The following is a 14,550-nucleotide window of genomic DNA, read 5'->3' as shown; positions in this document are numbered from 1 at the left end:
GTCGGGTGGGGATCACACTACGGCGGTCAGGCCGCCGTCGACGTACAGGATCTGGCCGTTGACGAAGTCCGACGCCGGCGACGAGAGGAAGAGCAGTGCGCCGACGAGTTCCTCCGTGCGCCCCCACCGCCCGGCGGGCGTGCGCTTGGTCAGCCACGCACTGAAGTCGGCATCGTTCACGAGCGCCTCGGTGAGCTGGGTGTCGAAGTACCCGGGTGCGATGGCATTGGCCTGCAGCCCCAACGGTGCCCAGTCGGCGCACATTCCGCGCGTGAGCATCTTCAGCCCACCCTTGCTCGCGGCGTACGGGGCGATGCCCGCCCGGCCGAGTTCACTCTGGACCGAACAGATGTTGACGATCTTCCCGCGCCCCCGCCGGACCATCGCCCGCGCGAACTCGCGGCCGACGAAGAACGCGCTGCTCAGGTTGGTGTCGAGTACGCGACGGAAGTCGTCGTCGCCGAACTCGAGCAGTGGGCTGCGGTGCTGGACGCCGGTGTTGTTCACGACGATCTCGACGGGACCGATCTCGTTCTCGACCCGCTGCGCGGCGGCGGCGACCTCGGCGGGAGCGGTCACGTCGAAGGCGCAGGTGTGGACTGTCGCACCGGTGGCGCGGACGATCTCGTCGCGGCTGCGGGCGAGGGCGTCGGCGTCGCGGCCGTTGAGCACGACCTCCGCACCCGCCTCGGCGAGTCCGTTGGCGAGTGCGAAGCCGATTCCCCGACTCGACCCCGTGACGAGCGCGATCTTGCCCTCGACATCGAAACTCCCGTGCGAACTCACTGTGTGACAACCTTTCGTTCTTCGTGCAGGTATTCGGCGGCGGCCCGTGCGATCACGTCGGGTGCCGGATCGACGTCCAGGACCACTCCGAACTCGTCGGCGTCGAACGGCTCGAGGAGCGCGAACTGGGAATTGAGCAGGGCAGGCGGCATGAAGTGCCCGTTCCGCGCCTGCATCCGGCCGTGGATCACGTCCCGATCCCCCGTGAGGTGGACGAACAGCACCGGGTCGGAGACGTCGCGGAGGATGTTCCGGTAGCTCCGCCGCAGCGCCGAGCACGCCACCACACCACGGCGTCCCTGATCGGACAGCTCCTGCAGCCGGTCACGGACGACTGCGAGCCACGGTGCCCGGTCGTCGTCGGTCAGCGGGATACCGGCGGCCATCTTCTCGACGTTCGACGGCGGATGCAGGTCGTCGGCGTCGAGGAACCAGTGGCCGGTCAGTTCGGAAAGTTGCTGCGCGACTGTCGTCTTCCCGCAGCCGGTCACCCCCATCACCACGATGTGGGGTCGCTGATCGCCACTCATGAAATGTTCCTGTCCGCCGGTGTAGAGAGATGCAGTTCGAACATGCCCGACCGGACAACAGCTTGGCAATGGCGGAGGGGATACCGGTTGACGTTGCCGTCATAGCGAAGCGCGAGGGATGCGGGCGCTAGCGGCTCACGAGTTTGACCGCCGCGGCCTCGATGGTCTCCTCGGAGAGCAGGACCTCGAGTGCGGCGTCGCCGAGCGGGATGAAGCTGTCGTCGCTCGTGACGCGTGCGAGTACTCCGGTGAAGCCGTCGTCGACCAACGCCGCGACCACACCTTCGGACACACCTCCCGACTTGCGGGTCTCGTCGACGACGAGCACCCGGCCGGTCGCGTTCGCCTCCCGGACGATGTCGTGGACGGGTAGCGGTGCGAGCCAGCGCATATCCACCACGCGCGCAGCGATGTGCGCCTGTTCGAGCCGGCGGGCGACCCGCAGGCTCATACGTACTCCGTTGCCGAACGTGACGATGGTCAGGTCGGTGCCGTCACCGTAAGTGCGAGCGGAGCCGATCGGCACGTGGTTCTCTGCCTGCTTCACAGGATCCGGATACGATGCCAGCCACTGCTCGTCACCGTCCTCGTGCAGATCCCGGGTGTGGTACAGCGCAATGGGTTCCAGATACACACACAGCGCCCCGGCGGTGCGGGCGGCCGCGGCGCACGTGTGCATCATGGCCGCAGCGTCGTCAGGGCGTGCCGGCGACGCCACGACGATGCCGGGAATGTCGCGCAGAGCGGCGACCGCATTGTCGTTGTGGAAATGCCCGCCGAACCCCTTCTGGTACCCGTATCCGGCGACCCGCACCACCATCGGGTTGCGGTACTGGCGGTCGGAGAAGAACTGCAATGTCGCGCCTTCCCCGCGGATCTGGTCGGCGGCGTTGTGCAGATAGGCCAGGTACTGGATCTCCGGGATGGGCAGCAGACCGGACACCCCCGCGCCCAGCGCGAGTCCCAGGATCGCCTGCTCGTCGAGAAGCGTGTCGAACACGCGCGCCGACCCGGCCTTCTTCATCAGGCCACGAGTCACCCCGTAGACCCCGCCCTTGCGGGCGACGTCCTCCCCGAACACCAGCGCCTCGGGGTATCGGGCCAGCACGTCGAGCAGGGCACGGTTGATCGCGAGACCGGTGGTCAGCGGACCTTCCTCCTCGGGAAGCGGTGATCCGATGAACTGCGCGCGACGGTCCGGGTCGACGCGCTCCGGCACGGTCGCGGCGGCCTGCTCGGCACAGTCGGCGAGGGGTTTCATCACCGCCGCGGGACTGTCGAGCTGCGGCAGCTCGCCGACCTGTTCGGCCAGTCCGAGGACCTCGGCGCGCTTCTTCTCGTAGCGGTCGAGGATATCGGTCGGGCTCAGGTGTCCTCGCTCGACCAGTAGTTTCGCCGTGCACAGCACCGGGTCGCGGTCGAAGTCGGCGGTGATCTCGGCGGACGTCCGGTACGCGGCCTCGACATCGGAGCCGGCGTGACCCATCAACCGGACGGTGCGCAGGTGCAGGAACGCGGGCTTCCGGTGCCTGCGGACCCAGTCGGCGGCATGCTTCGCCGTTGCGTACGCCGCCGGCAGGTCGGAGCCGTCCGCCTCGAAGTACTCGAGTCCCGCCCGGTCACCGAAGTTCGCGGCGATCCAGCCCTGCGGTGTCTTGGTGCTGATCCCGATCCCGTTGTCCTCGCATACCAGCAGCAGCGGCAACGGCAACCCCTGGTAGGCGGCATGCACCGCGGTATTGATGGCACCGACGGCCGTGGAGTGGTTCGCGGACGCGTCCCCGAAGCTGCACACGGCGACTGCGTCGGCCGGCCACGGCGAGGGCACGTGCAGCTTCTCCGACCGGGCGATCGAGAAGGCGACCCCGACAGCGCGTGGGAGATGTGAAGCGATGGTGGAGGTTTGGGGAATGATGTTGAGGTCGCGGCGGCCGAACACCTTGTGCCTACCACCCGATATCGGTTCCTCCGTCGCCGCCACGAGTCCGAGCAGGACGTCGCGCAGCGGATCACTGCCGTCCACCTGCCGCGCCCGCGCCAAGAAGAAGCCACCGGAACGGTAATGCAGCAGAGCGGGATCGGTAGGTCGCAGCGCGGCCGCGACGGCGGCGTTGCTCTCGTGCCCGGACGAGCCGATCGTGTAGAAACCCTTACCTCGCGACCGCAACCAGCGGGCCGCCAGATCGAGATGCCTGCTGCCGACCTGGGCGTCGAAGAGGTCCAGAGCGCCCTGCACCGACAACGGTGACGGCGGCTGGATCGGATCCTCCGGACGGACACCGGAGCGACTCTCCCCGGGGACCAGCCCCGACACGACAGAGGTGAAGTAGTCGTCGATCTGTTCGGCCATTCCTAGATCATCCTGTGGCGCCGATCAGCGGGCAAGGGTCGCAGGATCAGAGTCTCGATGCCTCACAGTAAGGTCGACTGTTCCTCACGCCGATCAAAGGCTCTGAGCAGTAGTCTGATCCGGTTCAGGAACTGCGATCCCCGAAAGTGAGTGCGATCGGCGAATCGAGACGTGAGCTGAACGCTCTACTCGTCCATGCCAGGAAATCATCGGAGGCTTCGTCGAGTGCCTGGATGGCGGCGCCGATCAAGGGGTTGGTGTCAGACTTACGGTATGCGGCGTAGACCCGTCGACGGGGAGCGGTGGGTCCGATTCGACGAAGCTGTATCGAGCGGTCGATACCGAGGGCCAGGGCGGGGACGATTGCCAGCCCCAGTCGCTCCTTGACGAGACCGCGAATGACGTCGAAGTCGTTGCTGGTGAACAACACTTGCGGCGCGAATCCGGATGCGGCACAGATCCGGTAGAAATTCTCCGAGCCGTCCGAACCCACTCGATTCGTCACCCACGGTTGTTCTGCCACTTCGGTGAGTTCGAGGCGGTCCTCCGATGAACGGGTGCCCTGGCCGCCTTCGATCACCACCAACTCTTCGTCGAGAATGGGCCGCATCGTGACGTCCTCGGGCCAGGTCCGCGGTACCAACCCGTATTCGAAGACGAGGCCGAGATCGACCTTTCCCTCGGTGATCGCCGAAGTCATCCCATTCTGAAGCAGCCCGTCGTCTTCGACGGTGATGTCGGCGCCGGGATGGGTGGCTACCAAGCGGGCGAGCGCCTTCGGGACCAACTGGGCGCCGACAGTTCCCGACGCGCCCACTCGTAGCCTTCCCCGGGTACCGAGCGCATAGGTTCGCATCTCGTCCTCGGCCTCGTCGCTGCGCGCGACGATGGCGTCGGCATGGTTGACCAGCGCGACACCTGCCGGTGTCGGCCACAGGCTGCGCGGCCCACGCTCGAACAGAGCGACACCCACAGATTTCTCCAACGATGCGATCTGCTGCGAGACTGCGGAGGTGGTGTAGCCGAGTTCCTTCGCCGCCGCGCTCAAGGAACCTGCCTTGATCACCATCTGCAGCGTGTGGAGATGAACGACATTCAGCATGGCGCGGTCGCTCGCGATCGTCGGCTCCCGCGGCGCATCCAGTCGATGAGGGTGACCGCGTCCCACACAGGTCGCTCGGTAGCTGCACCAATCGCGTCTGCATACGGTGGAAGGTTGGTGCACTCGAGGACGAATGCGCCGATCTGCGGGGTGCGCGCAACCGCGCAACGAGCGAGTTCGACGATCTCGCGTTCCACTAGCCGGGGATCGAGCACGACAGCCTCGGCCACCAGGGCCGCATAGGTGTGTTCGGTGTTCTCGAACCCTACAACGTCGATCCGATCACGACTGTCGGCGCCGATGCCGACTGATTCGAAATGCCGATCCGACAACGTGCTCGCGTTGGCGGTGAGTACGCACAGTCGCTGCTCCGGCTTCAGGAGGCTGAGCACGAGCGGAATCTGCAACAGGCTCGACGTCGCAAGCGGGACGGCGACCGAGGCGGCGAGTTCCCGCTGGTAGATCGCCAGAAACCCGCAACTCGTGGAGATTGCCGACACTCCGGCGTGTTCGAGCGAGCGCGCCGTGTCGACGAACTTCTCACACAAACCGGCCCCGGACTGCTCGACGACCTGTGTGTTACGGGCATTCGGGGTGACCGCGAAAGCTACCGGGTAGGGATAGCTCTCGCGGTTTCCCACATCGCCGATCGGTCGTGCAATCGAGTTGTCGAGCATGATGATTCCGACCTCGTTGTCGGCATCCTGATCAGACGACTGGTTCGGGGATGAAGACGTCATTCTTCCGCCAAGTCCACTCGGTAGGTTTCCCGGAGGGCCAGCACACACGCCAGAGAGATCACTGCCCCGATCATGACGTACCACGATACCGCCAGGGTTGCTCCGGTTGCGCTGACCAGAGCGCCGGCGACCAGGGGTGCTGGTGCGCCCGACACAACGGACGATCCCTGATACGCGATCGAGCATCCGGTGTAGCGGTAACGGGTCGGATACTGCTCGGTGTACACCGGACCCTGGATAGATCCCGGGAGGGCCCACCCGAAGACCAGCCCTGCCGCGATCGCGGCGATGATGACGATGTTGTTGCGAGTGTCGAGCAGCCAGAAGAAGGGGATGGCGTAGAGCCCGATGAACAGCGTTCCCGCTGCATAGACGGGACGACGGCCGTACCGATCGGACAGTGCCGCGTAGATGGGCATGACCAGCAGACACGCGGCGGCACCGACCAGCACGCCCGTGAGCGGGACCGACCGTGAGATTCCCAGTTCGTTGGTGACGTATACGAGGGAGTACACGGTGAAGAGGAAGTAGCCGATCGTGGCCGCGAACTGGACGAAGATTAGAAGGAACGTGACCTTCTTCTTGTTCTTCCACACCTCGCCGATGGGCCTCTGTACTATCTCGTCAGCTTCCCGAATCGCCTCGAAGTGCGGCGTCTCCTGCTGTTTCATTCGCACGTAGAGACCAACCCCGACGATGAGCGCACTCAGTAGGAACGGGACACGCCAACCCCAGCTGAGGAACTGTTCCGTGGGTAGCAGGCCGAACAACGCCAGCATCCCGGCGGAGGCGAGTTGGCCGGCCGGTACACCGAGTTGGGTAGACACCGCATAGAATCCCCGTTTGTCGGTCGGAGCTGACTCCATGACCAGCAACGACGCTCCGCCCCATTCGCCGCCCATCGCGATGCCCTGCAGAACGCGCAGGAGTACCAGGATGGCGGGCGCGACGATTCCGATCTGCGCGGAGGAGGGAAGACATCCGATCAAGAATGTGCCCGCGCCCATCATCAGCAAGGTTGCGACGAGGGCGCTCTTGCGGCTCACTCGGTCGCCGATCTGGCCGAAGATCAGGCCGCCGAGTGGGCGGAAGAAGAACGCAACACCGAAGCTGGCCAGTGAGATCAGCGTGCCGGCGGTGGTCCCCAGCCCGTCGAAGAAGACGTTCGGGAACACGATGGCAGCGGCACTACCGTAGAGAAAGTAGTCGTACCACTCGGCCGATGTGCCCAGAAAACTGGACTTCGCAGCCTGAATGGCTGTTTGCCGGTCGACTACTTTGTCGGCTGCGTTCACTTCGGCATCGTCAGCAGGGTGGCCTGTAACAGGAACTGTAGACATGGTGAGCTCTCTTCGCGGAGACGTTCATGAACGTGATGGTATTTCCAAATCCGGTATCGATGCACCACACGGGTCGGTCATCAGTAAACCGGCCTTCCCTCAGCTGTACCGTCGAGCGCAGCCTGCCACGGCGCCACCGGCGGCGGCGCGTCCTTGTGCTCGGGAACCTGGACGTGAATCACGGTTGGCCCCTCGCGGTGCAAAGATTCGCGTGCCAGCTTGTCGAGTTGGCTCAGGTCGCTCGCGAGGTATCCCGGCAGACCCATGCCGTGTGCGAGAACTGCGGGGTCGATCGGCCCCGGTTCGGTGGCGAAGTACTGGCGATCGAGGAACAGGTGCTGGAGCATCTTGATCCACGCGAAGGACACGTTGTCGAGTACGACGTAGGTGATCGGAAGGCCTAGTCGCTCGGCGGTCTCCCAGTCACCGATTCCCATGGCGAGACTGCCTTCGGTCGTAACACACAACACCCGCTCACCCGGGTGCCCGATCGCGATACCGATCGCCGCGGAGATCGAGTAGCCCATCGGACCGTGGCCGCGCGGGATCACCACCCGCCAGCCGTTGCCGTCGGCTTCCCAGTAGGCGGAGAGATTGGGGGTAGGGGTGCCGGGGTCCGCAGCAACCCAAGTGCCTGCCCCGAACACTTCGTGCAGTTTCCGGATGACATCGCGTGGGTGAATCTTGCCCTCGGCGACGGTGGTCGACTCGGTCGCGAGGCGACTGGCCCATTCGCGTTTGCGATCCGCGATCCAGGACTCTCGCACCGCTCGAGTCTCCGGCCCGACCGGCTTGATGTCTTTGATGAGCTGGCCCAACACGGTCGCGGCGTCGCCCGCCAGCGGAACACTCTCTTCGAAATTGCGCCCCGCGCGGGAGCGGTCCGAGTCGATCTGAGCGACCCACTGTCCGCTTCTTCGGACGATGGTGAAGCCGTTGGTATCCGTGGAGTTGGCGCGACTACCCACGATCAGCACCGCGTCGCTGTCCGTGAGGTAGTCGTTGGCGTATCCGCGGCTTCCGTTACCGCCGGCGATGCCCAGCGACAAGGGGTGATCCTCGGCGAGCGCGCCCTTGCCGTGAATGGTGGTCGCGACGGGGATACCGGCACGTTCGGCGAACTCCCTCAGCGCTTTCCACGCACCCGAGGTGTGCACTCCGCCGCCCGCCAGGATAGCGGGGCGATCGGCGGTGGCCAGTCGTTCGGCGACCCGGGTCACACGATCCTGCACCGCAGGGTAACGATCGGCCGGAAAATCCGAGGTGCCGGCAGGCACCGGAACATCGGCGGACTCGTCCAGAACATCCTCGGGCAGAACGAGTGCGACTGGCCCCGGACGACCGGTCACTGCGACCTCGAGCGCTTCGCGCACCAGTTCCGGGATCTCGGAAGCGTGTTGCGCGGTCTTGCACCATTTCGTGACTCCGGCGAACAGCGCCTCCTGATCGATCTCGGTAATCGCGCCCGACCCTCGGCTCGAACGGTGAATGTCGGTGGTGAACGCCAACAACGGAATCGATGACGCCATGGCCTCACCGAGTCCGCTCGCGAGGTAGACGGCACCTGCCCCGCTCGATGCCTCACAGACACCGACTTTCAAGTGGGTGCGTGCGTAGCCGTCGGCCATGTACGCGGCGTGGCGCTCGTCTCTCGCGAGCACGTGCCGCACTTCCTCGCTGCGACGGCGTAGCTGTTCGTAAACGACGACGCCGGTGTCTCCCGGAACACCGAAGATCGTCTCTACTCCGTTACGGACGAGTGCATCGACGAGCAACTCTGCGCCCGACCGAACGGTCCGAGCGGAGACTGATGATTCGACGAAATCCTGGACAGTCATATGGAAATCTCCTCGAGGAATGGGTTGGTGGGTGGAGAGCCGGCCTCAGAAAACCGCGTTCTCGAGTTCGCCTGCGAGCGGTGCCGCGAAGCGGGACAGAGCCAGCGTGCTCAGATCGATGTCGGAACGACCCGTCAGAAGCTGCTGTGTGATGGATTTGCCGACTGCGGGAGACTGCATGAAGCCGTGGCCGGAGAAACCGGCGGCGATGAACAACCCGCCGACGTCGTCGGTTGCCCCGACGATCGCGTGATCGTCCGGAGTCATCTCGCGAAGACCGGCCCATCCGCGAGTGACCTCGAGTCCACCGAGTTCCGGGAAGCGGTAGGACAGCGCCGCTGCCAGTCCTTCGACGCGGTCCCAGTCCACGGAGGCGTCCTCGGTGGAGGGGACCCCGCGGTCGTTACCACCGACCACCGCGCCGCCGCTCTTCTCCGGGTGAAGGTAGGCGCCGGTCGCCATGTCCACCGTCAAAGGGAGGCTGCCGTCGATCGACGCGATGGGAGCGGTCGCGAAAGCCTGCCGCGAATGCGGAAAGACCGGGATGTCGAGCCCACACAGTGCGCCGACCCTGCGGCTCTGCGGCCCGGCTGCGATCACCACTGCCTCGGCCTCGATGTCGCCGCGCGAGGTCATCACACCCTTCACCGCACCGTCTGCGCCGACAGCGATGTCGAGGACCTCGGTGTTCTGCAGAACCGACACACCGTGACGGCGTGCAAGGTGCAGATATCCGGCCACCGCGTCGGCCGGCGAGGCGGACCCGTCCTGGGGGGTGTAAGTCGCCGACACCAAGTCGTCGACCCGCACATTCGGAAAAACGTCGCAGATCTGACTCGGCTCGAGAACCTCGACCTCCACACCGAGGGAGCGTTGGAGAGCGACATTCTTGCCGAACGCCTCGGACGTCGCCTCGTCTGAAATGAGGAACAGGTAGCCGTGTCGACGGAAATCGAGAGGACGTTCAGTATGTGATTCGAAGTTCTTCCAGAACTCGATCGAGTGCTGCACGAGTTCGATGTTCACTCGAGACGAGAATTGATGCCGGATGCCACCGGTCGCGTATGCCGTAGCGCCTTCGCCCACGAGTGTGCGTTCGACGATGGTGACGTCGCGGTACCCGCTGAGGCTGAGGTGGTAGGCGATGGATGCGCCGATTATGCCGCCACCAATGATGACGATTCGGCCGCCGTTGAGAGTCATGTGTTCACCTGATCCAGTTGTATTCGAAAGACGGGCGACGACGTGAGCGGTGTGTACCGATACGCGTTTCGCCAAAACCTTTGTCGCCGAGCGATTCAGTGATGTCGCGTTCGTCTCTGTTCTTACGCCACGACGTGATGCGGCAACAAGCGGTTGAGCTTCGAGGATTCTGCACGTGAGATAAAGCTGTGGTGCCGCTCACACGTCGGGTCCGGTCAATCCGGTCGCCGTGAAACCTTTCGATCACACATGGGCAACAGATGGCAGAAAGAACAGGCAATCGGACAACATTCGCTATCTGCGCGTAACGCGAACGGCACTGTAAGGCGCTGAGATCCAGTTCCGCTGTATAGCTCGTAAAGAAGATGTGTATCTCGGAAATTGACTCCGCAGTTCGATGGTGCAGGCACGACGAGCACGCCGACGCGAGGGAAAGCGTGCCGTGAGCATGCCCGGAAGCGGACTCGCGGGTAATTCTGGATCCGAAGGCTCACGACGACGTGTGGGTCGCTGTCGCGAGCAGCAATGGCCGCAGGCGGTCCGCGACGCATCCGAGCAGGCGACCGCCATCGCCGAGCACCTCGACTGACGTGCCGCCTCCAACGCCGTAGCGTCACCATGACAAATACTGCGGTCACGGTGCCTCGACGGGCCTCAATGGCGACGGGCAAGCCCTGGACCTGCATTTTTCACCGTTAAGCAGAACTTGGCCTGAGGCTCACCAGGTCGGTCGCTCCAGCACTTTCAGTCGTCCGCCCGGTCATGCATGGTTGATGCATCGGTGACCACGCGCAGGCTACGGAAGGGATCACGGTGGATAGTTCGAGACGTTCAGAGCGCCGCCACGGTGACGTACCGACCCCAATCGTGCGTGGTCACCGTTTCCACGAAGGAGTCGACGACCACCGGTATCAGCGGGTTGCTGGGGTTCCGACGGTGAACCAACGCTACCGTGCGGCGCGCCCAGGGAGAGTGCAGCGGCACGATGGACACAGTCGGGTGGTCGAGGATTCCCAGTGCGGGGACGATCGCCACTCCGAGCCCCGCGCCGACGAATTCCGTGACGAGATCGTAGTATTCGGTTCTGAGGTTCAGCTCGGGGACGAATCCCATATCCGCACAGATGCGGTACATCGTAAGCTCACCGGCGGTGCCGGCGCCGCTCGAGATCCACTGCAACGTGCTGGCACGTTCGATGTCCGCCGCCTCACGAATCCCCTCATCGGAGGGGCTCAGAAATACCAGATCCTCTACGATCAACGGCTTTTCGACTACCGCGTCGGACCATCGCTGCTGCAGCGCCGCGTACTCGTAGGTGAACGCGATGTCGAGTTCGCCGGATTCGATCATGGGCACGGTGTCCTTCGGCTCCCCGATCCGAAGGGAAACCTCCACTGCAGGATGGGTCTCCCGCAGGTTCGACAACGCCGACGGCAGAATGCGTGCACCCGCGGTCGGGAAGCATCCGACGCGGAGCCGACCGGTACGCCCGGTGGCGATCCCCCGCACGTCGGCGTCGAGTTCGTAGAGCTCGGCCAGAACTCCCCGAGCGCGTTCGGTCAGCATTCTCGCCATCTCGGTGATCTTGACCCCACGCGCCTCACGATCGAAAAGACGCATACCGGACGCTCTTTCGAGCGCCTCCATTTGCTGCGACACCGCCGAAGCCGTGTATCCGAGCTCGCGAGCCGCCGCCGCGAACGATCCGGTCTCGGTCACCACTTCGAGTGTCCGCAGATGAACTGGGTTGAGCATGTCGCGTCATCCTTCGAGTCGAGAGCAGACGTCCACGATATCGCCGTCGGCCGGAACCGGTCGACGGTCAAACACTACGCAGCACAGGAGCACACAGATCATGACCGACCTACTCTCGCAGATCGACGACTGGGGTCCCGAGAAAGTGGTGGTCGTTTCCGACCGCCGCTCGGGTATGAAAGGCGTGCTCGTCATCGACAACACGGCCCGGGGAATCGGTAAGGGCGGAACGCGGATGAGCCCTACCGTCACCGTGGCCGAGATCGCACGCCTCGCACGGGTGATGACGTGGAAATGGGCAGGCGTCGATATGTTTCACGGCGGGGCGAAAGCGGGAATCGCCGGCGATCCGAACGCAGCGAACAAGGAAGAGATCCTCCGGGCCTTTGCCCGCAAGCTTTCCAACGAAGTACCACGCGAGTACGTACTCGGGCTCGACATGGGACTCACCGAGAACGACGCGGCCATCTTCCAGGACGAACTCGGCGACCGCGGCGCGGCGGTCGGCAGCCCGCACGAACTCGGCGGCGTTCCCTACGATCGGCTCGGTGTCACAGGCTTCGGTGTGGCCGAGTCCGCTCAGGTCGCCGCGGAACGCCGGGGCATCGACCTCGGCAACGCACGGATCTCCATCCAGGGCTTCGGCGCGGTAGGTTCTGCCGCGGCCGAGCGCTTCGCCGCATTCGGATCCACGATCGTGGCCGTGTCGACGTCAGTGGGCGCCCTTCACGACCCTAATGGCCTCGATGTTGCTTTGCTGCTGAAACTGAAAGCAGATTTCGGTGATCACCTGGTCGAGCACTACCCGGGCGCGACCGTCCTGCCCGCGGGGCGTGAGATCTTCGTCGACTGCGACGTCCTGGTCCCTGCCGCCTTGCAGGACGTCATCGACGAACAGTCCGCCCGCGAGGTCAAGGGGACGCTGGTCGTCGAAGGCGCCAACCTGCCTGCCAGCCCGCAGGCACTGAAGGTATTTGCGCGCAACGACGTACTGGTCGTTCCGGATTTCGTCGCCAACGCCGGAGGAATCGTGGCGGCCGGTGTCGCCATGGAGGCTCGCTACTCTCCGTTCCGCCCGGAAGGAAAGGCCGTACTCGACCTCGTCTCCCAGCGCCTTCGGGCCAACACCAACGAAGTTCTCGACGAGGTCGCGGCGCACGGCGCCCTGCCACACGATGCCGCTCGTCGTATCGCCCAGTCGCGGGTGCGTGCCGCGATGGTGGCGCGAGGTCAGATCCGCGCGAACGCATGACCGCGACACCGATCGGAGCATGAGAATTATGACCGTAATCCCCACATGGCAGCTGCGGGCGCGATTCGCGGCCGCATTGTCCTCGATGTATGGCCGTGAGGTACCGGCCTACGCCACACTCGTCGACGTGTGCGAGGACATCAACACAGCCGTCGTCGCCGGCCGCGACGACGCGGAGCGGCTCGGCGACATCGGCCGGGTGACGGCCGAGAGACACGGCGCGATCCGCGTGGGCACTCCCCGGGAACTCCGTGAGGTCGGCACGATCTTCGCCGGTTTCGGTATGCACCCCGTCGGGTTCTACGACCTGCGCGACGCAGCGCGGAGCGCAGTTCCGGTCGTGTCGACGGCCTTCCGGCCGGTGGACGCCGACGAACTCGCGCGCAACCCGTTTCGCGTGTTCACGTCGATGCTCGCGGTCGACGATCGCCGCTTCTTCTCCGAAGACCTGCAGAGCCGGCTCGAGACGTTCCTCGGTCGACGCACACTGTTCGGCGAGGAACTACTCACGATGGCCGAGCGTGCCATCGCCGAACACGGTCTTCCCTCCGCCGAGGCCGATACGTTCGTCCACTTGGCGACCTCCGCATTCGAGTTGTCGTCCGAACCGACCGATCGTGCGTGGTACACCGAACTCGAGCAGGTCTCGGCCGTGGCCGCCGACATCGGCGGAGTCACACGAACCCACATCAATCACCTGACCCCGCGTGTCCTGGACATCGACGAGCTCTACACCCGGATGCAACGACGGGGCCTGAAGATGATCGACCAGATCCAGGGCCCGCCGAGATGGAACGGCCCCGACGTTCTGCTCCGGCAAACCTCGTTCCGAGCCCTCGCCGAGCCCCGCAAGTTCCGTGAATCGAACGGAGAGGTCGTCGACGGCACGCTGCGGGTGCGCTTCGGTGAGGTCGAGTCGCGCGGAATCGCGCTCACTCCCCGCGGTCGGGAACGCTACGACGCTCTCATGGCGGAGACGGATGCCGCCGCACGCCACGGTTCGGCGTGGCAGGACGCCGGCCGGTCGGTGTGGGACGCCTCCGACTTCCCCACCACGGAAGCCGGTCTCGAGGAAAAGGCGCTCGCGTATTTCACGTACCGCGTGGGCGACGTGCACTCCCCGTCCGGTGTGGAGGATCGCGATCCGGCCGCACTGGTTCGGTCGGGAGCGCTGGTGGCCACACCGATCGTGTACGAGGACTTCCTTCCGCGCAGCGCGGCCGGGATCTTCCAGTCGAATCTGTCCGGCAACGGTACGAAGGACACGACGAATACCGGCGCCGACTACACCATCGACTGGTTCGCAGGCGCTCTCGACCGGGAAGTGCACACCCCCGAGGCGCTGTATCGCAAACAGCAGGACGCGTCGCTCCGAGAAAGCCTGACACATCTCGGAATTGAACACCGGCACCTGAACACGACCGCTGTATAGAACTGAAACCGACTTGGAGACAAACATGAACACGAATTTTCCCGCTCCCGGACTTTTCGCCGAGGAAGCGACCGCGATCCTGTCCACGCTCGGTGCCGACGTTGCCGACATCGGCGGCACCGGGGATGTGGTGTCGCGGAGTCCGATCAATGGTGAGGTCATCGGCCGGCTGCAGGCCAGTACCGCGCGCGAGGTCGACGACGCGATCACGTCGGCGGCAAG

General features: G+C 64.8%; 11 protein-coding genes and 1 pseudogene. 3 read left to right on the top strand and 9 right to left on the bottom strand.

The features are described 5' to 3' along the window. Positions 1-12: 12 nt before the first annotated feature. From ACFVJ3_RS01820 to ACFVJ3_RS01780, 9 genes are all read right to left on the bottom strand, one after another. Positions 13-786 (bottom strand): SDR family oxidoreductase, encoded by a 774-nt coding sequence (locus ACFVJ3_RS01820; protein WP_378450422.1) that lies wholly within the window; start codon positions 784-786, stop codon positions 13-15. Further along, the gene (locus ACFVJ3_RS01815; RefSeq protein ID WP_378450421.1) at positions 783-1,316 is read right to left on the bottom strand and encodes a gluconokinase; all 534 of its coding nucleotides are present in this window, start codon (positions 1,314-1,316) and stop codon (positions 783-785) included. The genes ACFVJ3_RS01820 and ACFVJ3_RS01815 overlap by 4 nt, the downstream gene beginning before the upstream one ends. A gap of 127 nt (positions 1,317-1,443) precedes the next feature. After that, positions 1,444-3,666, bottom strand: coding sequence for a thiamine pyrophosphate-dependent enzyme (locus ACFVJ3_RS01810; RefSeq protein ID WP_378450420.1), 2,223 nt, complete (start codon positions 3,664-3,666; stop codon positions 1,444-1,446). Positions 3,667-3,790: 124 nt separating this feature from the next. Further along, positions 3,791-4,768: a LysR family transcriptional regulator gene (locus ACFVJ3_RS01805; protein WP_378450419.1), complete on the bottom strand. Its 978-nt coding sequence runs from the start codon at positions 4,766-4,768 to the stop codon at positions 3,791-3,793. After that, positions 4,762-5,508 carry a hypothetical protein gene (locus ACFVJ3_RS01800; protein ID WP_378450418.1) on the bottom strand — a complete coding sequence of 249 codons (747 nt, stop codon included), beginning with the start codon at positions 5,506-5,508 and terminating at the stop codon, positions 4,762-4,764. The genes ACFVJ3_RS01805 and ACFVJ3_RS01800 overlap by 7 nt, the downstream gene beginning before the upstream one ends. Continuing rightward, on the bottom strand, positions 5,505-6,803 hold the full coding sequence (locus tag ACFVJ3_RS01795) for an MFS transporter (protein WP_378450417.1): 1,299 nt from the start codon (positions 6,801-6,803) through the stop codon (positions 5,505-5,507). The genes ACFVJ3_RS01800 and ACFVJ3_RS01795 overlap by 4 nt, the downstream gene beginning before the upstream one ends. A gap of 125 nt (positions 6,804-6,928) precedes the next feature. After that, positions 6,929-8,686: a thiamine pyrophosphate-binding protein gene (locus ACFVJ3_RS01790; protein WP_378450416.1), complete on the bottom strand. Its 1,758-nt coding sequence runs from the start codon at positions 8,684-8,686 to the stop codon at positions 6,929-6,931. A gap of 45 nt (positions 8,687-8,731) precedes the next feature. Beyond that, complete coding sequence (locus ACFVJ3_RS01785) at positions 8,732-9,889, bottom strand: NAD(P)/FAD-dependent oxidoreductase (protein WP_378450415.1); 1,158 nt, start codon at positions 9,887-9,889, stop codon at positions 8,732-8,734. A gap of 831 nt (positions 9,890-10,720) precedes the next feature. Further along, on the bottom strand, positions 10,721-11,644 hold the full coding sequence (locus ACFVJ3_RS01780) for a LysR family transcriptional regulator (protein ID WP_378450414.1): 924 nt from the start codon (positions 11,642-11,644) through the stop codon (positions 10,721-10,723). A gap of 100 nt (positions 11,645-11,744) precedes the next feature. Between ACFVJ3_RS01780 and ACFVJ3_RS01775 the strand changes: the two genes are divergently transcribed. The 3 genes and pseudogenes from ACFVJ3_RS01775 to ACFVJ3_RS01765 form a co-directional block, all read left to right on the top strand. Continuing rightward, a complete protein-coding gene (locus ACFVJ3_RS01775) occupies positions 11,745-12,896 on the top strand; it encodes a Glu/Leu/Phe/Val dehydrogenase (protein ID WP_378450413.1) in 1,152 nt (383 codons plus the stop codon). A gap of 28 nt (positions 12,897-12,924) precedes the next feature. After that, positions 12,925-14,328, top strand: coding sequence for a 2-oxoadipate dioxygenase/decarboxylase family protein (locus ACFVJ3_RS01770; protein ID WP_378450412.1), 1,404 nt, complete (start codon positions 12,925-12,927; stop codon positions 14,326-14,328). Between the two features lie 25 nt (positions 14,329-14,353). After that, positions 14,354-14,550, top strand: a pseudogene (locus tag ACFVJ3_RS01765) (aldehyde dehydrogenase family protein); the annotation flags it as partial.

The organism is Rhodococcus sp. NPDC127593, from assembly GCF_042671975.1.
In the GTDB taxonomy this organism is placed as follows: Bacteria; Actinomycetota; Actinomycetes; order Mycobacteriales; family Mycobacteriaceae; genus Rhodococcus_F.
This window is presented reverse-complemented; position numbering and strand designations above follow the sequence as displayed.

What these genes read in the sequence shown, in the direction of transcription:
- ACFVJ3_RS01780 (WP_378450414.1), bottom strand. Translation starts at nt 11,644, where the DNA reads ATGCTCAACCCAGTTCATCTGCGGACACTCGAAGTGGTGACCGAGACC.
- ACFVJ3_RS01770 (WP_378450412.1), top strand. Translation starts at nt 12,925, where the DNA reads ATGACCGTAATCCCCACATGGCAGCTGCGGGCGCGATTCGCGGCCGCA.
- ACFVJ3_RS01800 (WP_378450418.1), bottom strand. Translation starts at nt 5,508, where the DNA reads ATGACGTCTTCATCCCCGAACCAGTCGTCTGATCAGGATGCCGACAAC.
- ACFVJ3_RS01810 (WP_378450420.1), bottom strand. Translation starts at nt 3,666, where the DNA reads ATGGCCGAACAGATCGACGACTACTTCACCTCTGTCGTGTCGGGGCTG.
- ACFVJ3_RS01775 (WP_378450413.1), top strand. Translation starts at nt 11,745, where the DNA reads ATGACCGACCTACTCTCGCAGATCGACGACTGGGGTCCCGAGAAAGTG.
- ACFVJ3_RS01815 (WP_378450421.1), bottom strand. Translation starts at nt 1,316, where the DNA reads ATGAGTGGCGATCAGCGACCCCACATCGTGGTGATGGGGGTGACCGGC.
- ACFVJ3_RS01805 (WP_378450419.1), bottom strand. Translation starts at nt 4,768, where the DNA reads ATGCTGAATGTCGTTCATCTCCACACGCTGCAGATGGTGATCAAGGCA.
- ACFVJ3_RS01785 (WP_378450415.1), bottom strand. Translation starts at nt 9,889, where the DNA reads ATGACTCTCAACGGCGGCCGAATCGTCATCATTGGTGGCGGCATAATC.
- ACFVJ3_RS01790 (WP_378450416.1), bottom strand. Translation starts at nt 8,686, where the DNA reads ATGACTGTCCAGGATTTCGTCGAATCATCAGTCTCCGCTCGGACCGTT.